Origin of the sequence: uncultured Kluyvera sp. (assembly GCF_902485085.1) — a bacterium.
GTDB classification, from domain to species: domain Bacteria; phylum Pseudomonadota; class Gammaproteobacteria; order Enterobacterales; family Enterobacteriaceae; genus Kluyvera; species Kluyvera ascorbata.
In genome coordinates this window covers 1-22,990 of the sequence record NZ_CABTJS010000158.1, presented here as the reverse complement: position 1 = coordinate 22,990, position 22,990 = coordinate 1, and the positions used below count along the sequence as shown (strand labels likewise).

21 protein-coding genes are annotated in these 22,990 nt (G+C 55.3%); 9 read left to right on the top strand and 12 right to left on the bottom strand.

Features of this window, described 5'->3' with window-relative positions:
- Positions 1–187: 187 nt before the first annotated feature.
- The 4 genes from RDN66_RS19230 to trpS form a co-directional block, all read right to left on the bottom strand.
- On the bottom strand, positions 188–1,312 hold the full coding sequence (locus tag RDN66_RS19230; RefSeq protein WP_123651576.1) for an ABC transporter permease: 1,125 nt from the start codon (positions 1,310–1,312) through the stop codon (positions 188–190).
- Positions 1,312–4,041 (bottom strand): ribosome-associated ATPase/putative transporter RbbA, encoded by a 2,730-nt coding sequence (gene rbbA, locus RDN66_RS19225; protein ID WP_308538117.1) that lies wholly within the window; start codon positions 4,039–4,041, stop codon positions 1,312–1,314. The genes RDN66_RS19230 and rbbA overlap by 1 nt, the downstream gene beginning before the upstream one ends.
- Entirely contained in the window at positions 4,038–5,105 is a 1,068-nt protein-coding gene (locus RDN66_RS19220; protein WP_202216596.1) for an HlyD family secretion protein, read from the bottom strand. Before RDN66_RS19220 ends, rbbA begins: the two co-directional genes overlap by 4 nt.
- Before the next feature lie 261 nt (positions 5,106–5,366).
- Complete coding sequence (gene trpS, locus RDN66_RS19215) at positions 5,367–6,374, bottom strand: tryptophan--tRNA ligase (protein WP_202216595.1); 1,008 nt, start codon at positions 6,372–6,374, stop codon at positions 5,367–5,369.
- A gap of 508 nt (positions 6,375–6,882) precedes the next feature.
- On the opposite strand from trpS, the gene RDN66_RS19210 reads away from it, so the two are divergent.
- The 7 genes from RDN66_RS19210 (at position 6,883) to RDN66_RS19180 (ending at position 15,399) form a co-directional block, all read left to right on the top strand.
- Positions 6,883–7,239, top strand: coding sequence for a YebF family protein (locus RDN66_RS19210; protein WP_115074833.1), 357 nt, complete (start codon positions 6,883–6,885; stop codon positions 7,237–7,239).
- Between the two features lie 95 nt (positions 7,240–7,334).
- Positions 7,335–7,802 carry a MarR family transcriptional regulator gene (locus RDN66_RS19205; RefSeq protein ID WP_035896491.1) on the top strand — a complete coding sequence of 156 codons (468 nt, stop codon included), beginning with the start codon at positions 7,335–7,337 and terminating at the stop codon, positions 7,800–7,802.
- Between the two features lie 5 nt (positions 7,803–7,807).
- Positions 7,808–8,875 carry an HlyD family secretion protein gene (locus RDN66_RS19200; RefSeq protein ID WP_202216594.1) on the top strand — a complete coding sequence of 356 codons (1,068 nt, stop codon included), beginning with the start codon at positions 7,808–7,810 and terminating at the stop codon, positions 8,873–8,875.
- Positions 8,865–9,926, top strand: coding sequence for a DUF2955 domain-containing protein (locus RDN66_RS19195; protein ID WP_123651571.1), 1,062 nt, complete (start codon positions 8,865–8,867; stop codon positions 9,924–9,926). Before RDN66_RS19200 ends, RDN66_RS19195 begins: the two co-directional genes overlap by 11 nt.
- A gap of 79 nt (positions 9,927–10,005) precedes the next feature.
- Positions 10,006–11,676 carry a hypothetical protein gene (locus RDN66_RS19190; protein ID WP_202216593.1) on the top strand — a complete coding sequence of 557 codons (1,671 nt, stop codon included), beginning with the start codon at positions 10,006–10,008 and terminating at the stop codon, positions 11,674–11,676.
- A 235-nt stretch (positions 11,677–11,911) separates the two neighbouring features.
- Positions 11,912–14,326 carry a hypothetical protein gene (locus RDN66_RS19185; RefSeq protein ID WP_202216592.1) on the top strand — a complete coding sequence of 805 codons (2,415 nt, stop codon included), beginning with the start codon at positions 11,912–11,914 and terminating at the stop codon, positions 14,324–14,326.
- Positions 14,323–15,399, top strand: a complete 1,077-nt coding sequence (locus RDN66_RS19180) for a glycoside hydrolase family 105 protein (RefSeq protein WP_202216591.1) — start codon at positions 14,323–14,325, stop codon at positions 15,397–15,399. The genes RDN66_RS19185 and RDN66_RS19180 overlap by 4 nt, the downstream gene beginning before the upstream one ends.
- A gap of 148 nt (positions 15,400–15,547) precedes the next feature.
- Here RDN66_RS19180 and RDN66_RS19175 read toward each other — a convergent pair whose 3' ends face one another.
- The 5 genes from RDN66_RS19175 to RDN66_RS19155 all read right to left on the bottom strand — a co-directional run bounded on the left by RDN66_RS19175 (position 15,548) and on the right by RDN66_RS19155 (position 18,504).
- Complete coding sequence (locus RDN66_RS19175) at positions 15,548–15,799, bottom strand: DUF3343 domain-containing protein (protein ID WP_035893406.1); 252 nt, start codon at positions 15,797–15,799, stop codon at positions 15,548–15,550.
- Entirely contained in the window at positions 15,796–16,557 is a 762-nt protein-coding gene (gene yjiL / locus RDN66_RS19170; protein WP_202216590.1) for a putative 2-hydroxyacyl-CoA dehydratase activator YjiL, read from the bottom strand. Before yjiL ends, RDN66_RS19175 begins: the two co-directional genes overlap by 4 nt.
- Positions 16,558–16,565: 8 nt before the next feature.
- Entirely contained in the window at positions 16,566–17,717 is a 1,152-nt protein-coding gene (locus tag RDN66_RS19165; RefSeq protein ID WP_202216589.1) for a double-cubane-cluster-containing anaerobic reductase, read from the bottom strand.
- A 77-nt stretch (positions 17,718–17,794) separates the two neighbouring features.
- Positions 17,795–18,265, bottom strand: coding sequence for a GNAT family N-acetyltransferase (locus RDN66_RS19160; RefSeq protein ID WP_202216588.1), 471 nt, complete (start codon positions 18,263–18,265; stop codon positions 17,795–17,797).
- Positions 18,262–18,504, bottom strand: coding sequence for a DUF2164 domain-containing protein (locus tag RDN66_RS19155; RefSeq protein WP_106930469.1), 243 nt, complete (start codon positions 18,502–18,504; stop codon positions 18,262–18,264). Before RDN66_RS19155 ends, RDN66_RS19160 begins: the two co-directional genes overlap by 4 nt.
- Before the next feature lie 144 nt (positions 18,505–18,648).
- Between RDN66_RS19155 and RDN66_RS19150 the strand changes: the two genes are divergently transcribed.
- Entirely contained in the window at positions 18,649–19,593 is a 945-nt protein-coding gene (locus RDN66_RS19150; protein WP_202216587.1) for a TauD/TfdA family dioxygenase, read from the top strand.
- A gap of 106 nt (positions 19,594–19,699) precedes the next feature.
- Here RDN66_RS19150 and symE read toward each other — a convergent pair whose 3' ends face one another.
- From symE to RDN66_RS19135, 3 genes are all read right to left on the bottom strand, one after another.
- Complete coding sequence (symE, locus tag RDN66_RS19145) at positions 19,700–19,990, bottom strand: endoribonuclease SymE (RefSeq protein WP_202216586.1); 291 nt, start codon at positions 19,988–19,990, stop codon at positions 19,700–19,702.
- Between the two features lie 169 nt (positions 19,991–20,159).
- Positions 20,160–22,025: an N-6 DNA methylase gene (locus tag RDN66_RS19140; protein ID WP_202216585.1), complete on the bottom strand. Its 1,866-nt coding sequence runs from the start codon at positions 22,023–22,025 to the stop codon at positions 20,160–20,162.
- Positions 22,022–22,747, bottom strand: coding sequence for a hypothetical protein (locus RDN66_RS19135; RefSeq protein ID WP_308538116.1), 726 nt, complete (start codon positions 22,745–22,747; stop codon positions 22,022–22,024). The genes RDN66_RS19140 and RDN66_RS19135 overlap by 4 nt, the downstream gene beginning before the upstream one ends.
- Before the next feature lie 181 nt (positions 22,748–22,928).
- Between RDN66_RS19135 and RDN66_RS19130 the strand changes: the two genes are divergently transcribed.
- A partial coding sequence (locus RDN66_RS19130; protein WP_001676991.1) for an IS1 family transposase occupies positions 22,929–22,990 on the top strand: 62 nt, incomplete at its 3' end.

Below are 22,990 nucleotides of genomic sequence, written 5' to 3'. Positions count from 1 at the left end.
GAAGTGAAACGCCGTAGCGCCGATGGTAGTGTGGGGTCTCCCCATGCGAGAGTAGGGAACTGCCAGGCATCAATTAAGTGAAGAAGCCCATCCTGACGGATGGGCTTTTTTGCGTCTGTGGAAAATGAAAGTGCGGTGAAGCACGCTGCCGGATGGCGGCGAAAACGCCTTATCCGGCCAACAAACCTTACGCCATCTCCCCAATCGTCTTACGAAAACGCACCAGCGCAATCCCGAAGAATGCCCCGCCAATCGCCAGCAGCGTCAAAAACTGCGGCCAGACAATAGCAAAATCGGCACCGCGATAGAGAATAGCCTGCGCCAGGCTCACGAAATGCGTCGTAGGCATAGTGAGCATAATGTCTTGCACCAGCTGCGGCATGCTCTCTCTCGGCGTCGAACCACCGGACAACATCTGCAGCGGCAGCAGTACCAGGATCATCAACAGCCCAAGCTGCGGCATCGATCGCGCGATCGTCCCCATAAAAATGCCGATCGACGTTGTCGCAAACAGACTCAGCGCAACTCCCAACATAAACAGCGGAACGGATCCCTCTATCGGCACCTGCAGGATCCCTTGCACCATTAGCATCAGCGACAGCCCCGACACCACCAGTACAACCAGCCCCATCGACCAGACTTTGGCGAGCATAATCTCAAACGGCGTCACCGGCATCACCAGCAGGTGTTCGACCGTGCCGTGCTCGCGTTCGCGGATCAACGCCGACCCGGTGAGCACGATCGCCAGCATCGTAATGTTGTTGATAATCGCCATCACCGCGCCAAAACGCGCCTGCTCAAGGTTCGGGTTAAAGCGCATCCTCACCGCCAGTTCCACCGGCAACGCGCTGTTATCCCGATACCGTGCCACAAAGCTGTTCACCTCGCCGGTCACGATATTCTGGATATAGCTGTTGCCGGTAAACGCCTGACTCATGCGGGTGGCATCGACGTTAACCTGCAAATCCGGCTGCCTTCCTGCCAGCACATCTCTTTGAAAATTCGGAGGAATATTGATGGCGAAAGTGTAACGCCCAGCATCCAGCCCCGCGTCCATCTCGTCGGCGGTAATCAGCTCCGGTTCAAGGAACCACGGCCGATAGAAGCCGTTGATAATCCGTGATGAGAGCTGCGATTTATCCATATCGGCGATAGCAATCGGCGCCAGATGCAGGGAGCCCGGCATCACCGTTGCCGAAGAGTAGACCGAAACGGTGAAGGCAAACACAATCAGCGTCAGCATCGCTTTATCGCCCAACAGGCTGCGCAGTTCCTTCACGCCGAGGTTATAAATATTGCGTAATCCGCGCATCATCCCTCCTGTTTTTTCAGCAGCCACACGCTTAATCCCAGCACCAGCGGCACGGCAATCAGCAGCGGAATGAACGATGCCCACAGGTCACCTAACCCCAGTGCTTTTGAGAAAGTGCCGCGGGCGATGGTCAGGAAGTGGCTGGTCGGGTAAATCTGGCCAATCCAGCGGCCTGGCCCTTCAAGCGACGCGACCGGATCGATCATTCCGGAGAACTGAGTGGCCGGAATCAGCGTAATAATTGCCGTCCCAAAGATGGCGGCGATCTGGCTCTTCATAAAGGTGGAGATCAACAACCCCAGCCCGGTGGCGATAGTCACGTACAGCAGTGCCGCCAGCGTTAGCGTCAGGAAACTTCCCTTATGCTGCACGCCGAAAACGAACACCGACAGCGCGCAGAGCAGCAGGAAGTTGAACATCCCGAGCAGGATGTAAGGCATCTGCTTACCGAGTAAAAACTCGGTGCGAGTAGTGGGCGTCACGTACAGGTTGATGATCGAACCCAGCTCTTTTTCCCGCACCACGCTCAGCGCGCTAAGCATCGCCGGGATCATCATCAGCAACAACGGGATCACCGCCGGAACGATCGCCGGCAGACTCTTCACATCTGGGTTATAGCGATAGCGCGTCTCGATAGAAATCAATGAGGTATCCCGGCTGGCAGAAGGCTGTCGCCCGGCCATCTCCTGTAACCACGAAAGGTGCATCGCCTGCACGTAACCGCGCACCGTTTCCGCGCGGTTTGGCATCGCCCCGTCGACCCACACGCCTATCTGCACCGGCGTGCCGCGGGTGATATCGCGGCCAAAGTTTGGCGGTATTTCGATGGCAACCGCCAGCTCCCCGTCACGCATTCGGCGATCCAGTTCATCGTAGCTATGCAGCGGCGGTTGCTCGATAAAATAGCGCGAACCGGCAATATTCTGCGACCAGCCCTGGCTGCTGATCGTTTGATCGCGGTCGAGTACCGCAAAGCGCAGATCCTCCACGTCCATGCTGATCCCATAGCCCATGATAAACATCAGGATCACCGTTCCCAGCAGCGCCAGTGTCGATCGCACCGGATCGCGCCGCAGCTCCAGCGCTTCACGCCGGCTGTAGCTGAACAGACGGCGAAGGCTAAAGGCCTGACGCGGTGGATCGCTCTCGGGTTTAACGGGGGCTTCCACCATCTCCGTAATCGGAACAGGGTCGGAAGCCTCCAGCAGATAGGCAATAAACGCCTCTTCCAGCGTGGCCGCACCGCGCTTTTCAACCAGCGCCTGCGGCGTATCGCTGGCTAACACCTTGCCCGCGTGCATTAACGAAATGCGGTCACAGCGCTCCGCTTCGTTCATAAAGTGAGTGGAGATAAAGATGGTGACCTTATCTTGCCGCGCCAGGTCAACCATCAGCTGCCAGAACATATCGCGGGCCACCGGATCCACGCCGGAGGTCGGTTCGTCGAGGATCAACATTTCAGGTCGATGGATAACCGCCACCGCCAGAGACAGGCGCTGGCGAATACCGAGCGGTAGCGCGGCGGGCAGGGCGTTTTCCACCTCGGTGAGCATAAAGCGCTGGCTCATCTCGGCAACTCGTGCGGGGATCTCGTCATCCGGAATGTGAAACAGCTTCGCGTGCAGCTCCAGGTTCTGACGCACGCTCAGCTCGCTGTAGAGCGAAAAGGCCTGTGACATATAACCGACCCGACGACGAGTCTCGATATCTTTTGGATCGACCGGCTGACCAAACAGCCACGCTTCCCCTTCACTGGCGGGCAGCAGCCCGGTCAGCATCTTCATGGTGGTGGACTTACCGCAGCCGTTGGAGCCGAGAAAGCCGAAAATCTCGCCGCGGGCGATACGGAAGTTCACGTGATCCACCGCGACAAAGTTGCCGAAGCGCATGGTCAGCGCGCGCGCTTCAATGGCGATTTCCTCCTCGCGGGTATCGCGCGGCGGGATGACAACCTGTTGGTGTGCATTACGTTGCGCCTCCGGCAGCAGGGCGATAAACGCCTGTTCCAGCGTCTGGCTATTGGTGTGGGTGCGCAGTTGTTCCGCGCTCCCGGTGGCCAGAACTTCCCCGGCGTTCATGGCCACCAGCCAGTCGAAGCGCTCGGCCTCTTCCATATAAGCGGTGGCGACCAGCACGCTCATCTCCGGCTGGCGCTCGCGGATGCTGTCGATAAGCTCCCAGAACTGCGCGCGCGAGAGCGGGTCAACGCCGGTGGTCGGTTCATCGAGGATCAGTAGCTGCGGGTCGTGGATCAGCGCGCAACACAGGCCGAGTTTTTGCTTCATTCCACCGGAGAGTTTCCCCGCCGGGCGGTCGCGGAACGGTGCCAGCCCGGTGCTTTGCAGCAGCTCGTCGATGCGCGCTTCACGCTCGCTTTTATCATGACCAAACAGCCGCGCGAAGAAGTCGACGTTCTCGTAGACCGACAGCGTGTGATAGAGGTTTTTCCCCAGCCCCTGCGGCATCCAGGCGATTTTTGGGCAGACATCGCGGCGGTGCCGGGTATCGCGCATATCGCCGCCCAGCACCATCACGTTGCCTTGCTCAATTACCCGCGCGCCGGCAATCAGCGACAGCAGGCTCGATTTTCCCACGCCGTCCGGGCCAATCAGCCCCACCATGCGGCGGGAGGGGATGGTCAGCGAGATATCGCGCAGCGCGACGGTGGCGCCAAAATGCTGGCCGACGTGCTCCAGTCTGGCGACGGCGGGGTGGATATCCTGTTTCATTGCGGCAACCTCACCATCAGCGTGGCGGGCCACGGCTGTTGGTTATCCAGACGCACGTAGGCCATCCCTGGCAGGCCGGTTTTCACATACTCAAGGTGCTCGGCCAGCAGTTCCGGCGGAATGCGTGCTTTGACGCGGAACATCAGCTTGAGCCGCTCATCGCTGGTTTCGACGGTTTTCGGCGTGAACTGGGCAACGCTTGCCACAAAGCTGATATTGGCAGGGATCACCAGATCCGGCGCGGCATCGAGGATGAGGCGCACCTCGCTGCCTATGGCTAACAGCCCGGCCTGCTCGGTGGGCAGGAAGAAGGTCATGTAGACGTCGGCGAGGTCGACCATATTCAGCACACGCCCACCGGCGGCCAGTACTTCGCCCGGCTCGGCCACGCGGTACTGAATGCGCCCATCGCGCGGGGCTTTCAGTTCGCTATCGTCGATATCGGCCATGATGCGGCGTTCGGTTGCCTGGGCGGCTTCGACGCGGGTTTGCGCCTGGATGATGCTGGTGCGGGCGGCTTCTATTGCCGCACGGGCGGCAGAGACCTGTGCGCGGGCGGACTCGAGTGCAGCCCTGCCGCTTTCAGCGGCGGCGCGGTCATCGTCGAGCTGTTGGGCAGAAACGGCGCCGCGCTGCGATAGCGTGCTGGAACGAGCGTGACGTTTGGCGGTGGAGTCCAGCTCCGCCTGGCGCTGTTTGACGATGGCTTCGCTGGCGCGCATTTCACTCTGACGCTGATCCAGCAAGGCTTTGGCTGCGGCGACGGCGCTTTGCGCTTCTTTAATTTGCGCGGCGGCTTCCAGGCGCTGCTCGTTCAGCACCCGCGTGTCCATGCGGGCCAGCACGTCACCCTGGCGGACAAACTGTCCCTCTTTGACGACGATCGACTCGATACGTCCGGCGGTCTTGGTGGCGATATCCACTTCCGTGGCTTCAATTCTGCCGTTACTGCTGGCGAACCCTGCCGGCAGCCCCGGCGGGCGAAGCATCCACCACGCTACGGCGGCAATCACCACCACGATACCGACGATATACCAGGCCCAATGCTGCTTGAATTTGTCCATACGCTACCCGCTTTGTTCCCTGTTGCTGAGTGCGCGCGTTTCGTCTTGAAAGAAAGGAAAGGATGCTGTGAAGAGTGCTACTCATGTGGTCATCGTCAGCAATCCTGGCCGTAAATGAAACACGCATAAATATAGCTACTGTCAATGTCATACTAACACCGACATTCATTATGTCCATGCCGTTAACATGGGTTTGCGAAAGCTTTAACACAATTAATCAAAGTAGAAGAGGGCGCGGCTGCTCCCGTGCCCTCATGGCGCTCAGAACAGTACCGGCAGCCCAAGCCCGCGTTTGACCGCGTGCAGCGTCTGCTGAGTGACCTCGTGCGCCCGTTTGCTGCCCTGACGCAGCAGTTCCAGCAGCATGCCTTTATCCTGAATCACGGTCGCACGGCGTTCACGAATAGGGGCCAGCAGTTCCTGTAAGCACGCTTCCAGCACGTTTTTGCACTGTCGGTCGCCCAGTCCGCCCTGCTGGTAGTGCGCCTTCATGTCCGCGACCAGCGCTTTATCGGGATGGAATGCGTCGAGATAGGTGAAGACCACGTTGCCGTCGATTTGCCCTGGGTCGGCTACGCGTAGGTGGTTGGGGTCGGTGTACATGGCGCTCACCGCCTGATGGATTTCAGACTCGCTGGCGCTAAGAGTTAGCGTATTGCCGAGCGATTTCGACATCTTCGCGCTGCCATCAATGCCTGGCAGGCGGCTCACGTCGCTCAGCAGCGCTTTGCAGTGGCGCAGCACCGGCTCGGCGGTCAGGCTATTCATCTTGTGCACGATCTCGTTGGTTTGTTCGATCATCGGTAGCTGATCGTCACCCACCGGCACGAGATCGGCGTTAAAAGCGGTAATGTCGGCGGCTTGGCTAATCGGATAGGCCATAAAGCCGACCGGTAGCGAGCGGGAGAAACCTTTCTGCGCAATCTCGTTTTTCACCGTCGGGTTACGCTCCACGCGGGCCACGGTAACGATATTCATATACAGCGCGGTCAGTTCCGCCAGCGCAGGCAGAGCAGATTGCAGGCAGAGAGTGGTGCGACTCGGGTCAATACCTACCGCCAGATAGTCGGCCATGACTTCGAGAATATTGTGGCTGATTTTTTGCGGATTGCTGCCGTTGTCGGTCAGTCCCTGCAGGTCGGCAATCAGAATAAACTGCTGATGCTCATGCTGTAATTGCACACGCTGGCGCAGAGAGCCGACATAGTGGCCGAGATGCAGTTGGCCGGTAGGACGGTCGCCGGTCAGGATAGTATGGGTGGTGTTCATCAGTCGTTCCTTATGAGATATAAAGCCGAAAGACGAGACTGAGAAACAACAAAGCCGCCTTTCGGCGGCTTTGAAAAAAGATAACGTAACCCGAGCCGCCTGTTATGAAGGCAGCCACCAACGGTTGTAGCGGGTAACGGTCACGTTTGTGTTCATCTTTTTATCCTGCCACCAAACCGCCTGCGCTGTCTACCCCTTCACCGTGAAACGACGTTATTTCTGGATGTGGGTGCCCAGAAATAGATAAAAATTGTCTTTATGAGTTATTAGACTTCGTTATTTTGATGGTGTAAAAATAAATAGAATTATTATGAATGGAGGCGGCATAAAACAATTAAAGGAGATTATCGACAATCAGTATGAATATATTACGGCAACTCATCTTTTTTACTGAGTTATTTATTCGATATTTACGCAACAATACCAACGAGCGGGTTTACATACCCCCTTATGTTTCTAGAATACTCCGACGTGATAATACATTAACTCAACATAACCTACCTTCAGCATGAAAAAGACATTATTAGTGATTGCACTATTTTGTGGCCTGCTGACTGCGGGCATTTCGACGATATGCGTTGTCCATGAAGCCTTCCCCGATACGACGTCGGCCTGTCGTCCAGATTTTTCCCGTAAAGCGCTGTTGCGGGTGAAAGAGGACTATTTACGCGGCCGCTTCCCGCGCTGGTATCAGGAAAAAAGCCAGCTCGGTACGATGACCCCCGAACTTCGCTTCGGTGAGGTAACTATCGAAGATGAAGAGTACCGGGTTCCTTTCACCGCACGAGGCCCCATTACGTCGCTGGCGCGTATTGGCTTTGTTAACTGCGTTTCTATGGACGTGGAATACATGGCGGCCAGATAGCCCCGTTTTACAATCCATGCGGTTTAGCCTCTTCGTTCCTTGATACTTATCATGGTAAGTATTATCGTAGTGATACGAAACGATCGGAGAGTGTCATGACCGAAGATGAACTGTTTGCCCGCCGCCCAATGGGTATGCGTATGGCGATGGTGGTACGCCAGTGGCGTTCAATCATCGATCACGCGATTACCGATACCGGCTTGACCCAGTCTAGCTGGACGGTGCTGATGCAGCTTCATCAGTTGGGTGACAACGTTTCGGTCAGTGAGCTTGCGGAGATGCAGGGCATTGAACTGCCGCCGCTGATGCGTACGCTCACGTTACTGGAACAGCAGGGCTACCTGCAGCGCACCGTCTCACCGTACGACAAACGCATACGTCTGTTGACGCTCACCGACGAAGGTCGGGCCGTACTCAAAACGCTAAACCAGGTGATTGAAGCCTTCCAGACTCGCGTCGCTAACGGCATTCCCGCCGACGACATCGCGAAGTTTAGCGACACCCTGAATCAAATTGCCTGCAATCTGCGGAATATCCGCGAAGAAAATAATAAAACCGACTAAACACCATGATGACGCCAGAACAGAAGTTTGCCCGCTGGGTAAGGGTCAGTATTGCCTCTTTCCTGCTGATGTTTCTCTATTTTATCGTTGCCGACATCTGGATCCCGCTGACGCCGGACTCCACGGTGATGCGCGTCGTGACGCCTATCTCTTCGCGCGTCTCCGGCTACGTTTCGCAGGTCTACGTGCATAACAACAGCACGGTGAAAAAGGGCGACCTGCTGTATGAGCTGGACCCGACGCCGTTCCAGAACAAGGTCGATTCCGCCGCGCTGGCGCTGGCACAGGCTAAGCTGAGCAATCAGCAGCTTGATGCCCAGATTGCCGCAGCTGAAGCGAATCTCAAGACCGCGCAGCTCACGGCCCGCAACGACCGCGTGACCTACGATCGCTACCAGAGCCTGAGCCGCATGCAAAACGTCTCGCAGTCGGACCTCGATAAAGTCCGCACCACCTGGCAGACCAGCGAGCAGTCGGTCAGCGCGCTTCGTGCGTCTATCCACAACCTGCAAATTCAGCGCGGCGAGCGTGACGATAATCGCAACGTTACCCTTCAGCAGTACCAAACGGCGCTGCGGGAAGCGCAGCTCAATCTCGACTGGACGAAAATCCGCGCTGAAGCGGACGGTACCGTCAGTAACCTTCAGCTCAGCCCTGGCCTTTATGCCTCAGCGGGCAGCGCGGTGATGGCGGTGGTCAATCAGAAAACCGATATCGTGGCCGACTTCCGTGAAAAGAGCCTGCGTCATACCAAACAGGGTACCGACGCAGCGGTAGTGTTTGATGCGCTGCCGGGCCAGGTGTTTGCCGCGAAGGTGACCAGCAGCGATGCGGGGATCCTAGCAGGCCAGGAAGCGGTGAACGGTGAGCTGTCGCAGCCGGAGCAATCCACCCGCTGGGTGCGTGACGCGCAGCGTATGCGCATTCACGTGGCGCTCGACGAACCGCTGGATAAAACCCTGCCGACCGGCGCGCGCGCCACGGTGCAGCTGTATAACAGCGAGGGCGGCTTCGCCCGCTTCTTCTCAGGGCTGCAAATCCACCTGATTAGCTGGCTGCACTATGTCTATTAAAACCCTCGCGCAGGTCTTTACCCCTCACGGCAACATCGTCTACACGGCGAATGATTTCCGTCAGACCTTGCGCATTGCCTTTGCCGGTATGGTGGCGCTGAGTATCTCGACGTTTTACGATACTCACTACGGCGTGTTTTTCGTCGTTTACCCGCTGCTGTTAATGTCTTTAGTACCGGTATTTAACCGCCACGTCGCCAAGCAGTTTATCTTCAGTGCGTCGTTGAACTGCCTCGAAATGGTACTGATCATCGGCTATCTCAGCCAATGGCCGGTCATCATGACGGCGGTAGTGTTTGCGCTGTACGTGGTGCGTTTTCGTTTTATGAGCCAGGGGCCGCTGTTCCTGTTTGGCTCGATGGGCGTGGTCTGCCAGAGCGTGATGCTCAACTTTATGAGCTACCCTTCCGCGAACTGGCACACGCTGCTGTTTTCGAATATTGAGGCCAGCGTGATGGCGGTGGCATTGAGCGCGCTGATGCATTACCTGATCCCGGATGCCGAACCGCGTAAGCCACCGCCGCTGATTGAAAAGGACGCGGCGCGAGTGCGCCATGAATCGCTGCTGTCGGGCACGGTGGCGACGATTATCTTTATCGTCTTCCAGGTGAGCGACCTGAGCGACTCGCTCTCGGCGCTGATGGCGGGGATCCTGATCCTCTTCCCGATGCACTATCGTGGCGCGGTGATCAGCTCAATCTGGCGCGTAGCGGGCGTGGTATTGGCCTGTCTGTACATTCTGGTGATACAACTGATCCTCTACGATCACAGTAGCCATATGCTGTTGATGATGCCGCTTATCGGCTTAGGGCTGGCGTTCAGCGCACGACTGCACGTGATGGAGAAGGTCGGGGCGGGCGTCGGTTTCGCCAGCATCACCACCATCGGCATTATGTTTGGCCAGAACCTACAGCCGGACGGTGACCTGGTGTTCAGCGATGTGTATCGCGCCACCTCGGTGACGATCTCGCTGCTGGCGACCCTGACGATGGTGTTTATCCTGCATCGCCTGCTTAACTGTTTCGCCCCAACGCGCTTTATTGTGAAGTAGCGCACTCCAGGACGGTGATTCTTCTCCCCCATTTGTGCTAACAATAGCCGCTCGCCGAGGTGGCGTGAGGGAGAAGACGATGTGGAAAACGCGTGCGCTGGAACTGAATAATCAAGAGTTCTGGAACTGGGAGAAAGCCTGCGAACTGGTGGAGTGGGCGGCCCGCCATGATTTTAATACCGTGATTGTCGGGCAGGTTGACCTGTTCGACAAGCTGGTCTCGCCAAAGGGCTATACGCCGCACCAGTACAACGACCGTCTCTCCAGCCAGCAGCGCGCCCGCTGCGTCTATCTCAACCGCCTGGCGGGCTACTGCCACAAGCAGGGGCTGCGTTTCTATCTTCAGGCTAAAGAGCTTAGCTTCCCCGCCGACCTGCTGGCGGCGCACCCGCAGCTGATTGATAAAGACGGCAGCATCCGCTTTGACGTGGAATTCTGGTGTCAGTATCTGGCGGATAAACTCACGCTACTGTGCCAGCAAATTCCCGCCATGAGCGGACTGCTGGTGGCGCTCTCCAATACCGACGGCCTGCTGCCGGTCTCTCGTCCCAACTGGGAATTGACCGGTCAGGACGACCCCTCGCCGCATATTGACCCACGCAGCCTGTCGCGTTACACCCAGTGTTTTAGCGCCATGGCGCGGGCGATGATGCGGGAGAATAAACATCTGGTGCTGCGCGCCTTCCCGGCGGGCAACCACGATATCGCTAACGTGATGGAGGCGGTTCGCACTCTACCGGAATGCGTGTCGGTGTCGATCAAACTCACGCCGGAACGCTTCTGGCCAACGTTTCCCAATAACCCGGCGCTGCTCGACGTGGAAAACCGCGACGTCTGGGTGGAGCTCGATCTTGTGGGCGAAGAGGTGGGCTGGGGCGTGTTTCCGTTCCCGCGCATCGACGAGCTACAGGGGCGTCTGCTGTGGTGCCGTGGCAACACCAGCATCAACGGCGCGGTGTGCAAAACCAGCTGGGAAGGAGTCGATAACCACTGGATCATCGGCACGCTGAGCGAGTGCAACCTGGTAGCCTGTAGCCAACTCCTCGCCCGCGAAGATGAACATCTGACCCGCGCGGCGCTGCTGACCCACTGGCTGGATGAATGCTACGGCTGGCGGCCCGATGAGGCAACATTTGAAGAGTTCCAGTCGCTGATGGCGCAGGCCGGGCAGGTGCTGTATCAGGCCATCTACGTACGCGACCACGTCTTCCATCGCCACAGCCAGGTACCCGCAAGCTACGGTCAGGCGGTGTGGAGCCTGTACGGCCAGCTCAATCGCAACCACTGGCTGCCGGGCTCTGAGCGCGACATCTTCTTCAGCGCCAGCGATGTTGAGACCTCCGGGCGCAACCTGTCGCTGATTGCCGAAGAGAAAGACGGTGCCTGGCAGGCGGCGGTGACGCTACGCGAGCAGGCGCTCGCCTTTGCCGAACGCGCGGCGTTCCCGTATTCGCTGCAAAAACGCTGGCAGGAGGAGTGGCAGGGCTTTGACCTCTACTGCCTGCTGTTCCGCCACGCCCAGAAAGCCTTCTTCACCCTCCACTTTGCGCGGCTGGTAGAAAACAGCTGGAGCATGCGCGAGATTTGCCAGGTCAATATTCAGGAGCTGTACCGCTGCGCAGCGGAGATGGACAGCTTCTGTGCCCAGCACACCGATGCCTCACCGGGGCTGCACGTGATGTTCGATCCAACCCGCGTGCGCATGCTGGCCGACAGCCTGAGCCACGAGCTGACGCAGTTGAAGGGGTAAAGTGTGATGACGATCACTTCACCTTCGCGCTCTACTGCCGGAAAACGTGAATTTCCCCGTTTCACCATGGGCTGGTAGCTATCCTCATGTGATATTCATCACGTTTTATCCCCGCGCCCGGTCAGGATTGTGAATGACCGGGCAGTTCCGCAAAACCCCGCGCTTATCCGCATAGCCTGTGGCGTACCGTTTCCAGAAAATAACGAACCATTACTTAGCGGTTATTGAGGAAAGCATGATGAGGCTGGTTGCGGGCGAAGCGCTGACGCGTTTTACGGTGTCACTGCCGCACAATGAGCGGTTTGCAGAGTTTTTCACGGGCGAAGCGGTCGATGAACCGATGGACTATCGGTTCGCTAACGGTAAAGGCCCGGCGGGGGACGCATTCTGTCGGCGCATCTTCCGTCGCGATTTCGCCAGGCGCGCCGTGTCACCAGAGAAGGCGTTACCGGCAAACGAGGTCACCTGGACCGGACACAGCGATACCGTCACCTTTTCGGGCGTGCAGCCCGTTGTCACCCACAGCCAGCGCTGGCTGCGCGTGACGCTGCGTGCGCCGCATACCGGCCGCTATCCTTTCGAGATTGCCACCTGCGGCGGCGTGCGTATCTGGAACGGCAGCGAGCAGGTCGCCTGCTTCACGCCGTTCACGCGCAATACGCTGCAAACGCAGGCCGTTGAGATTCCGCTTCAGCAGGGGGAGAACGCGCTGCTGATCCACCTTGACGAGCTATTTGAACGCGACACGATTTTTGCTTTTCGCATGATCTATCTTGGTGAGCATCCGCTTGAGGCAGGGCTGCCGACGATGGATACGGCGTATGTGGAAGCGCTGGCGCAGTTTATGGACTCGCTGCCCGCGACCCTCACCGCCCGCGACCAGCGTCTGATGCTGGGCTGCCAGGCCAATATGACCCTGACGCTGCGCGGCGCGGTCCACAGCCTCGGCAACGATGGCATCCCGACGACGCCGCTGGATTTCGGCCTGCTCGCCACCGGCAGCGGCGAGCTAACGCTCCAGCTTCCGGCCTCAATCGACATGGGCCACTACCGCCTGACGCTGACCGCCTCGCTGGGTGATGTCATCATGAGCCGCCATCTTAGCGTCACCGTGCTACCCCATGAGGCGCTGCCCGGCGGCGAAGGGGTGCTGGAGACCCGCAAACGCGTGGCTCTGAGCTACATCGCCGAGCACGGCGTACCGCGCACCGGGCGCTTGCTGGCCATGCTGCACGTGGGCGATACCGGCCCGCAGGCGCAGGAATTACTGATTCGCACCCTGCAGCGTATCAGCGCCCGCCAGGACTGCTCGGATTTCTCGATGGTGCCGTTGCTGTGGATCTGGCATGACTTCCACGGTGAACACTTCCCGGCGGTGCTGTGGAAACGCGTGCGCTCCGCCATCGTCGGCTATCGCTACTGGTACGACGAACTGGGCAATGACGTGATGTGGTACTGGAGCGAAAACCACGCGCTGTGCTTCCACACCGCCCAGTATCTCGCCGGTCAGATGTTCCCGGAGGAACGCTTTATTGCTTCTGGCCGCACGGGCCGCGAACAACAGGCGGTGGCTGCTCAACGCCTGAACGCCTGGTTCGATGCTATCGAGCAGCAGGGCTTTGTTGAGTGGAACTCCGCGCCTTACTACCCGGTGGACTACATCGGCCTGTTCGCGCTCTACCAGCTAGCCGACGATGCAACGCTGCGCCAGCGCGCCCAGCGCTTGATTGACCGACTGATGCAGACCAGTTCGCTGCATTACCAATCCGGCATTGCCGCGGGCACCATGGGCCGGGTGTATGAAAAAGAGCTGCTGGCAGGCCAGATGACCGAGCTTTCCGCCTTCGGCCACGTCGCCTGGGGCGGTGGGCACGTCAATCGTAAGTGCGCCTCGCTGCCGTTCTTTTGCCTGAGCGACTACGTGCCACCGTTAGAATCGGCACACTACGCGCGCTTAACCCACGGTACGCTCAGCGCTCACTATCAGTGCGGCGGCGGCAGCATTGTGGCGTGGAAGCAGCCAACGGTAAGCCTCTCGAGCTGCGTGGATCACCACAGCGGCGAGCGCGGGCATCAGCAGCATCTGGTGGATGTGCAGTTTGCCGCACGTCCCGAGGCGCGGCTGTGGGTGAACCATCCGGGTGATGTGGCACCGGGCAGCGAAGCGCGTCCCTCCTTCTGGGCGGGCAACGGCGTGCTGCCGCGTGTGATGCAGGTAGAAAATCAGGCGATGCTGCTGTGGCAACTGGACGAACGCGATGCGCTCGGCTGGACGCATCTGCATCTTCACGCCGAAGCCTTTGATGAGGTGCTCCCGCTGGCACAGGGCGTGGTGGTACGGTCGGGCAACGCGTTTGCCGCCGTGCTGTGCTCGCAGCCGCTCACCGTCAACGGCGATGAAGTGCGCGCCGAAGGCCGCCGCGTGGCGTGGTGGCTGGAAGTGGGCGAGGGTGATTTTAGCGCCTTCTGCCAGCGCGTCCAGGCGCTGCGCATTGAACATCAAGGCGACGTCGCGCGGGTGATGGATAGCCAGCACACGCTGATGCAGCTCGACGGGCAGGGCAACTGCCAGCGCAACGGCAAGGCCGCCGCGTTCCCGACGCTGGTGGGCAATGAAATTCAGGTCACGGTGTCAGGAGACGCGCAATGAACAACGCAGCATTAAATGGCCTGCTGGAGCAGGTGGTTCAGGGCTTCTGTCGCCTGAAAAATATGGGTGAAGTCGGCACCCGCGGCGGTGAAGGTTTTGCGATCCACTTCGAAGAGTGGGAATGGGAAGTGGGCGTCGGCCTGTACGGCTTCTGGCAGTACGCGCGCCAGCAGAATGATGCTCGCCTCCAGCAGTCGATCCTCACCTGGTATGAAGATCAGCTGGCGAAAGGGCTGCCGGAAATCCAGATCAACACCACCGCGCCGATGATTACCCTCGCGCTGGTTGCCGGGCACACCGGGCGGGACGATCTGCTGAAGGTGGTGAACGATTGGGCCGACGCGCTGTTACGCACCTTGCCAAAAACAGAAGAGGGCGGCTTCCAGCATGTGGTGAAAGAGCAGCCGAACACCGGTCATCTGTGGGACGACACGCTGTTTATGACCTGCCTGTTCCTCGGTACCGCAGGCGTGGTGCTCAAGCGCAAAGATCTGATCGACGAAGCCTCGTACCAGTTCCTGCTGCACACCCGCTACCTGTGCGAACCGGCGAGCGGGCTGTGGTACCACGGCTGGACCTTTGTCGGTAAACATCACTTCTCCGAAGCGTTCTGGGGGCGCGGCAACGCGTGGATCACCGTGGCGATCCCGGAATTTATCGCCCTGCTCGGCGACAGCCTCGATGCCAGCGTGAAGCGCTACCTCTCGGTGGTGGTCGCGCGCCAGGTGAATACGCTCTGCGAGCATCAGGCCGACAACGGCATGTGGCACACGCTGCTCGACGATCCTTTATCGCCGCAAGAATCTTCCGCCACCGCCGGGATCGCCTACGGCATGCTGCGCGGCGTCAGAATGGGGATCCTCGACGAGAAGGTGGCCGATCACGCGATGCGCGCCTGGCATGCGCTGCGCGACAGGATCGACGATGGGATCTTACTGGAAGCGTCAAAAGGGACGATGGTCGGGCCGGATCTGCAATATTACTGCGATATCGCTATGGCTCCGGTACCCTACGCCCAGGCGCTGATGATGCTGCTATTGCTGGAGCTTCAGCAGGAAAAATGGTGCCGTTAATTGCCTGGCACAATGGGTCCCCTCTCCCCTGTGGGGAGAGGGCTAGGGTGAGGGGGCAGGTTGGATGCCTAAATTCTGTCTGCTACCGTGAACTAACCCTCACCCCAACCCTCTCCCTTAAAAAGGGAGAGGGGGCACATCTCAGTCGTTATTCATTGCCCGGGAACGTATGCAACAACGTGACCCCCTCGCCGCAGCGATAAATACTCTCCGTTGCGCCGGGCATCACCCAGCGCAGCTCGCTGCCTTCCTCGCAATGCAGATAAATACACAGCCCGCAGCCGCCGCGAAGCTGGCGCGGAATATCCGCCACCCGGAAGGATATCTCTGCGGCCTGGAGCGCCTTGCGGGTTTGCACCACGCCCAGCGTCGAGTGGAACAAAAACAGATACTCCGTCATTTTCTCGCCCGTTGCCCAATCATCGCCGCACCAATCGCCCCGGCAAACTGCGCGTCGGGATGCGTGTGCACCGGCATGTTCACGTGCGCTGACAGCATCCGCCCAAACGCCGCGCAGTGGCTAACGCCACCGGTAAACAGCAGCGGCCCCTGTGCCGACAGTCGGCCGATAAAGTTGGCGCTGCGTCGCGCCATCGCGTTAACCACCCCCGCCAGAATCGCCTCCGGCGGGACGCCCGCGGAGCGCAGGCTAATCACTTCGGATTCGGCAAACACCGTGCACATGCTGGTAATCATGTGTGGCTCCACGCCTGCGGTCAGCGCATCAAGCTGCTCGACGCTGGCCCCCAGCGTGCGCGATATCACTTCCAGAAAACGCCCGGTACCTGCCGCGCACTTGTCGTTCATCAGGAAATCGGTGAGGTTGCCGTCGTCATCCAACTGGATCACTTTGCTATCCTGACCGCCGATATCAATCACCGTACGGGTTTCCGGCAGCAGCAGCCGTGCGCCGCGCCCGTGACAGGAGATTTCCGTCACCTGCTTGTCGGCAAAATCAACCAGCTGGCGGCCGTAACCGGTCAGCGTCAAAAATGGCCGCACTTCCAGCCCGGCGCGCAGCGTTTCCCATGCCTCAACAATCGCATCGGCGGGGCGAAACGGCGTGGGTGCGAGGAAGCGGCGGCGAATCATGCCGTCTTCCAGCAGAATGCCTTTGGTCGCAGTGGAGCCTGAATCAATACCTATCGAAAACGTCACAAGCGCTCCTACAGCATTTCAATAAACGCCGCGACACGGGTACTCAACTGGCCGATGTCGGCGGTCGAGTAGTCGGTCTCGATGGCGATATAGGGAATGTTGTGCTGCTGGCGTACATGGCGTTTAATGGCCGTTGATTCAACGGCATAGGTATGACAGGCCTGCAAAATCACGTCGACGACGCCATCTGCCTGATACTCTTCAACCATCTGGCTGAGCAGGGTCAGGCGCTGGTCGTTGGGTGAGATGCACGAGCAGCCAATGGCGAGGTATTTATCGGTCAGCGCGTCGTAGACGTCGCCGTCTTCGTCCACGCAGCGCTCGGTGGCCTTCGCGCCGGTACAGTTTTCATAGCCCACCACCCAGCCGCCGTTGTCCTCGATGGCTTTCACCACTTTCTCCGCCGCACCGCCAATTGGGCAGCCGGTGATCAGAATGCGCGGGCGGGCATCCAGCCGTTTGCCGTTTTCCCACTCCTGACGCACGCGCTCGGCCATGCCGTTCAGCTCATCAATCAGCGCCTCTTTATCGAAGCGGAAGGTTGCGCCATACACCACTTTCAGAATGTCGCTGCCGCTTAACGCCGGTGGATTGAGCTGCCCGACGCGGTAGAAGTTGGCCAGCGCCCGGCGCTCGCGGTTCTTGAGGGCGATCGCCTCGCGCAGCGATGCTTCGGTAATTTGCGTGCCAAAACGTGCTTCAACCGCCTGCTGAAGACGCAGGATTTCCGCCTTCCACAGCGCGCGGGAAGCCGCGTCGGCGGCGCTGTTCGGCAGCTGCATCACGTGCACTGGCTTAAACTCGGCCATGTACTCGTACATCTTCTTTTTGCCGTCGCAGGTGGTTTCACCGACCACCAGATCGGAGAAGTAGAAGTAGGGGCATTTGTCGGTTTTGCCAAAGCCGTAGCTACTTTTGATAAGCGGGCACAGGTTGCGCGGCAGGTCTTTCTCCGCTTCTTCAATGGTTTCATCTGACGTAGAGCACAGCGACACGACGACCGCGCCCGCCGCCATCGGGATCTCCTGCGGCATAAAGGTGCAGTAGGTGCCGACCAGCGGCGTGCCCTGCTCTTTGAGATCCATGACGGTAAGAAAGCCTTTCTGGCGGGCTTCGGAGAACTGATCGAAAATGGCGGGTAGATCGGTGATAAGCGACATGATTTTCCTTCCCCGTAACACGGGAGACGATAAAATAAGTCGCCATTATACCCCTATTTAAAATAGGGTTTTGTTGATCATACCCCCAGCTCTCGGCTGTAAACCCGGGAAGATTCTCCCCACGGATGGTAGCCTAACCCGTTAAATATGAACCCTGATTTCTCGTAAAACCCGTCGATGTCGGTGCACAGATGCAGCTGGCTAAACCCCAGCATGTGGGCGTGCCGGGCGATATGCTCAATCAGCCGGCGGGCCAACCCCAGCTGACGGTATTCCGGCTCGATGTACAGCGCGCACAGCCACGGATACAGCTCGCCGCGGCTGATAAAATCGTTGGTAATCAACCCCGCGCAGCCGATGATGCGCTCGCCGTCCTGCAACCAATACCACTGCGGCAGCGGATTTTTCGCCCCCGGCGTGCGGCGCAGCGCGTCGTCGTAAACCATCATCGATTCTTCCGACGCCCACTGCTGCTGGAAATAGGCGATAACCGCCTCCATCTGCTCGGGATGGTCGCGTAAAGAACGGATAACGTACTGTGAAATCATAGAATTTTCTTCAGATCCATCTCTTCCTGAATGCGCTCGCTCCACGCAAAGTGGGTGCGAATCGCCTCATCAATCCCGGCGTTATAAAAGGCCGGCCCCAGATTTTCGATAATAAAATCGATAAAGAACTCCGCGTCGAACTGCTCCAGCTCGAGGTCGAACTGTTTGGCGCAGTAGTCGGTCAGCCGATCGCGCAGCTTCTCGCGCTCGGCGGGGGTAAGGGTGATTTCCGTGGTCATTGTGGCTCCTGTATTTTCCCCGGGGCGGCTCAATGCCGAATAATGCAATCCCATCTGCGACCTATCAATATCACAAACTCGACTTTGTGACCCGCTGGAATATTTCTATATTCGGGCTTCTGACGATGTTATAGGGGCGCCATCATGACTGCTGTGAACACTGCTGATACTGATTTTCCTTTATTAAATCTTCGCCGCGTGGCGGGCAATATTGGCGCGGAGATCCGCGACATTAGCCTTTCCGCCGACCTGGATGCCGACACCTTCGCCCAGCTGGAGGCGGCGCTGGTCAAATACAAAGTGCTGTTCTTCCGCCAGCAGGAACATCTGACCGACGCCGAGCATCAGGCCTTCGGCGCGCGCTTCGGTAAGATTGTCGCCCATCCCACCGTCCCTGCGCCGGAAGGCACCAAACTGTTCGAACTCGACGCCTCGAAAGGCGGCGGCCGCGCCGACTCCTGGCACACCGACGTCACCTTCGTTGACGCCTTCCCGAAAATTTCCATCCTGCGCGGCGTCACCATCCCGGAATACGGCGGTGACACCGTGTGGGCCAACACCGCCCGAGCCTACGAACAGCTACCGGAGACGCTCAAGCGCTTCGTCGACACCCTGCGCGCGGTGCACAGCAACGACTATGACTACGGCGCTGAACGCGTTGTCGTGGAAAGCCACCGCCTGGCGCATCACCAGAAAGTGTTTGTCTCTTCGGTATGGGAAGCCGAGCACCCGGTGGTGCACGTCCACCCGGTCAGCGGCGAACGTGCGTTGTTACTCGGGCACTTTGTCAAACGGCTGGTGGGCTTCAGCTCGCGGGAGTCCGCACAATTATTCGAGCTGCTGCAAAACCGCATCACCCGCCTCGACAACACCGTGCGCTGGCAGTGGCAGCAGGGCGACGTGGTGATTTGGGATAACCGCAGCACCCAACACTACGCGGTCAACGACTACGGCACCCAGCCGCGCGTGGTGCGCCGGGTGACGGTGGAAGGGGAGATTGCGATTGGCGTGGATGGCAGCAAAAGCCGCACGGTGTCAAAACCGCAGGATGCGGCGAATGGGGAAGGGGCGGTGGGTGCGGCGTCATAGCGCTCGAACGGTAGGCCGGGTAAGCGCGGCGCCACCCGGCGTTTTTCACCGGCGGTATTTACGCTTCCCGTCTTAGCGCTTTGCCTGAAATCACCCCGATAAACTCCTACACCTGACGCTGTTTACGCGCCGACAGCTTGCAGACCCGGTGTAGCGACTGCATCAGTTCTGGCTCCGGCTGTTTTGCCGTCAGCACAATACAACCGTTCATCACCTTCACATCGACTTCTGTACCGGTGGCAAAACCGGCGGCTTCCAGCCACTGGCCCTTCATGGTGAGCGCGGGGATGCGGGTATAATCCGGATAACGGCTCGCATAACTTACGGTCAGGTGACGGTTATTTGTTGGGGAGACTTCTGGATCGGTGAATTCTGCAATAGAATGCGGGGTAGTCATGGTCTCTATTCCTTTTCAATAGGGATTGTGATTAGCGAGGCGTTCGTGTTCCAGCACGGGCGCCTTGCGATAAATAACACCTGTAAATTTAACCAGTATTTTAATCAAAGTCTAGTTTTAATTAAAAATAATCAATGCATTTACAATATAACGGCTTGTAATGGGCGGATTATTTTATTATCTGTAAGTTACAAGTGATATCATTCATTATATGAATGCTGCAAGAGTTTATTTTATCTCTCAGCTTAACAATTGAGTTAATTTTATTCTCTATTTGACATAGCAAATAATCTATTTTTATTTGAATTTCTATTGATGGTAAGTTTATATCTATCGATTTTATATGACGAACTGTGATATATTGCTGTGCAGTTCCTGATGATAGTTTTCTTAACTCCATTGCACTTAATAACTTCGCAAGGTAGGGCATATAGACTATATCGTCTTTTCTATTTTTAACAATCATAGAGTTGTTTGTAACCCAAATGTCCCCGTTGCAATATCTCACATTTCCACAAAGGGCTCCAACTTTTCCAATAACAATGGTTTCGCCAGATTCTTTTGCCTCATTAGTATAACCAATAACCCCATTTCCACCAAAAACTGGTATTTCTCCTTCTTCTGAAAGATTGTTTTTCTGTAGCAATAAACCAGCCTTTATTATCAATAAATCATCAAGGTTATATTTTATGGATGTATTGCTAGTCCTGGCATGGTCGAGATCAACTTTTAATTTCTTTATATCATTCTTTAATGAAAATAGCACATCATCAAAATTACTTAAATTCTCATCAAGAGAATCAATATTTTCTAATGAAATATTAAAGTTTAATCGCTCTCTGTGAATTTCTGGTCGTTCTAGAAAATTATAATTAGACTGTAAGTCTTCATTGTTTAAAACCCAGGTCCACGGAGAATTTTTATTTTGCGACAATGATGATATTATTTCCTGAGTATGAATAATATTAAAAGGATTTGATTTTGTTATTTTATATTGGTTGCTAGCATCATGTACTAAAATTTTTTGTGTGTGCCCGTTCTTACTGAAGAACAGTATGCTAGTTTTAACTGCCGTATAAGGTAGGAAAACTCCAGCAGGCAATGATATTATTTTAGTTACATTGAAATCTGACAGTAATTTCTTTTTAAGAGTGATGGCTTCGTGTTGGACATCTGAAAAAAATCTGTTAGGCAATATAATTGCTGCATTTCCATTATTCTCTAGAGATTGCATAATATGCTCTAAAAAATTATATTCCAGATATTTATGTACAGAATCATTATTATATGCATCTATTTTCCCGAATGGAGGATTTGATATTATTAAGTTGTATTTATGTTCTAAATTGTTGCATTGAATACTGTTACCACATTCGATAGAAAAGTTATCTATATTGTTTAGTAACATATTACATAAAGATAGTAGGCAAGAGAAAGATGATAGATCCTTACCAAAAACTTTTGGATGGCCATTTTTATATGTATTCTTTATATTATAAAAAGCCGATAGTAAAAGGCCTGAAGTGCCGCATGCGGGATCATAAATGTGATCATTTGGAGAGCTTGTAATATCTTGAGTCAGAAGTTCGCAAATTGCAGTTGGAGTATAGTATGCACCTGAACTGCCTGACTCGTCAGACATACGAGATAAAAGTTTTGCATAATCATCCCTTAAATTGTAAAAGTGCGATAACGAGTTTATATCATCTAAAGTATTTTTTAAATTTGTTGTGGATATAAATTTATCTAATTCCTCTAAATGATAGTAAAGGTCTGATAAAACAGGGGGGGTATTACTCCCATGGGTAATATCTGATATTCTTATAATATTTTCTATTTGTTTAATGCAGTCAACAATATCATTGTTATGTGCGTTATTATAGTGTTGGATATTTACCTCTCCTTCCAGAGAAAGTGATAAATATTTTTTTATCAGCAAGCACGAAATAACTTTTACGGCTTGTTCAGTATTTATTATATTATGTTCATTTTTAATAATACTGAGCATTATTTCTAGTATATTTTTATTTTTCATAGTTTGCTCTCTAAAAATTTAAACATATTTTCAATATCTATACTTATTTCTTCTGCAGGGATGAATGAAATATACTTGGCTAATTTTATCTCATCCAAGCCAATGCTATCTGAATCTATTAACTCAGTTATATATTCCTTTACGTTTAAAGCCCTTATATGCTCATTATCTCCGGGATCATTTAATTTCAAATAGGAATTTTTTGGTAGATCATCATTGTTCACACAACCAATCTTATCATATTCTGTCATGGCAGAATAAGATAGAAGGTAGTTTTTTATTTCGCGACGATGCCATGATAGCAAATAAATTTCGGTTCTAGGACTATGTTTGTTTTTTAGTTCTCTAATCCGCCTTTCGAGCTGCTGCGCAACAACAGAAACACCATCACCTTTAAATGTGAGTATTGCTTCATCTCTATCGCATACTAAAAAAATACGATGAGGTTTTCTATCACTATTTGAGGATAACAAATTTTCGAGCCAATCTATTTTTGATTTCGCGAAGTCATGTGTGATATTACCGTAACCAGAAGGATGTTTGACCGGTTGTAAATTGATTAATTTAGCAATGTCTAAGTTTTTTTTATGTGCAAGTGAGGTGAATATTTTCCAGTCATTGTAATGATCAAGGACAACAATATTATCAAGTTTATTACATAACTCAAACTGTACTGAATTAATTCTAGTCAACATTGAAAGTCTTTGAATCAATGCTTTCATTTTATCTTGTTCGCAGATTTTCCCTCTGTCTACTATTTTTAATGTTGAAAACGTATTTTCTCGTGCTGTTATTGAATCAATAAGATGTGTAGAGGTAATCGCATGGCCTTTTATTGCATGTAATTCGGTGATGCTGCCAACTTACTGATTTAGTGTATGATGGTGTTTTTGAGGTGCTCCAGTGGCTTCTGTTTCTATCAGCTGTCCCTCCTGTTCAGCTACTGACGGGGTGGTGCGTAACGG

What these genes read in the sequence shown, in the direction of transcription:
- RDN66_RS19230 (WP_123651576.1), bottom strand. Translation starts at nt 1,312, where the DNA reads ATGCGCGGATTACGCAATATTTATAACCTCGGCGTGAAGGAACTGCGC.
- rbbA (WP_308538117.1), bottom strand. Translation starts at nt 4,041, where the DNA reads ATGAAACAGGATATCCACCCCGCCGTCGCCAGACTGGAGCACGTCGGC.
- RDN66_RS19220 (WP_202216596.1), bottom strand. Translation starts at nt 5,105, where the DNA reads ATGGACAAATTCAAGCAGCATTGGGCCTGGTATATCGTCGGTATCGTG.
- trpS (WP_202216595.1), bottom strand. Translation starts at nt 6,374, where the DNA reads ATGAACACCACCCATACTATCCTGACCGGCGACCGTCCTACCGGCCAA.
- RDN66_RS19210 (WP_115074833.1), top strand. Translation starts at nt 6,883, where the DNA reads ATGAAAAAGACATTATTAGTGATTGCACTATTTTGTGGCCTGCTGACT.
- RDN66_RS19205 (WP_035896491.1), top strand. Translation starts at nt 7,335, where the DNA reads ATGACCGAAGATGAACTGTTTGCCCGCCGCCCAATGGGTATGCGTATG.
- RDN66_RS19200 (WP_202216594.1), top strand. Translation starts at nt 7,808, where the DNA reads ATGATGACGCCAGAACAGAAGTTTGCCCGCTGGGTAAGGGTCAGTATT.
- RDN66_RS19195 (WP_123651571.1), top strand. Translation starts at nt 8,865, where the DNA reads ATGTCTATTAAAACCCTCGCGCAGGTCTTTACCCCTCACGGCAACATC.
- RDN66_RS19190 (WP_202216593.1), top strand. Translation starts at nt 10,006, where the DNA reads ATGTGGAAAACGCGTGCGCTGGAACTGAATAATCAAGAGTTCTGGAAC.
- RDN66_RS19185 (WP_202216592.1), top strand. Translation starts at nt 11,912, where the DNA reads ATGATGAGGCTGGTTGCGGGCGAAGCGCTGACGCGTTTTACGGTGTCA.
- RDN66_RS19180 (WP_202216591.1), top strand. Translation starts at nt 14,323, where the DNA reads ATGAACAACGCAGCATTAAATGGCCTGCTGGAGCAGGTGGTTCAGGGC.
- RDN66_RS19175 (WP_035893406.1), bottom strand. Translation starts at nt 15,799, where the DNA reads ATGACGGAGTATCTGTTTTTGTTCCACTCGACGCTGGGCGTGGTGCAA.
- RDN66_RS19165 (WP_202216589.1), bottom strand. Translation starts at nt 17,717, where the DNA reads ATGTCGCTTATCACCGATCTACCCGCCATTTTCGATCAGTTCTCCGAA.
- RDN66_RS19160 (WP_202216588.1), bottom strand. Translation starts at nt 18,265, where the DNA reads ATGATTTCACAGTACGTTATCCGTTCTTTACGCGACCATCCCGAGCAG.
- RDN66_RS19155 (WP_106930469.1), bottom strand. Translation starts at nt 18,504, where the DNA reads ATGACCACGGAAATCACCCTTACCCCCGCCGAGCGCGAGAAGCTGCGC.
- RDN66_RS19150 (WP_202216587.1), top strand. Translation starts at nt 18,649, where the DNA reads ATGACTGCTGTGAACACTGCTGATACTGATTTTCCTTTATTAAATCTT.
- symE (WP_202216586.1), bottom strand. Translation starts at nt 19,990, where the DNA reads ATGACTACCCCGCATTCTATTGCAGAATTCACCGATCCAGAAGTCTCC.
- RDN66_RS19140 (WP_202216585.1), bottom strand. Translation starts at nt 22,025, where the DNA reads ATGAAAAATAAAAATATACTAGAAATAATGCTCAGTATTATTAAAAAT.
- RDN66_RS19135 (WP_308538116.1), bottom strand. Translation starts at nt 22,747, where the DNA reads ATGAAAGCATTGATTCAAAGACTTTCAATGTTGACTAGAATTAATTCA.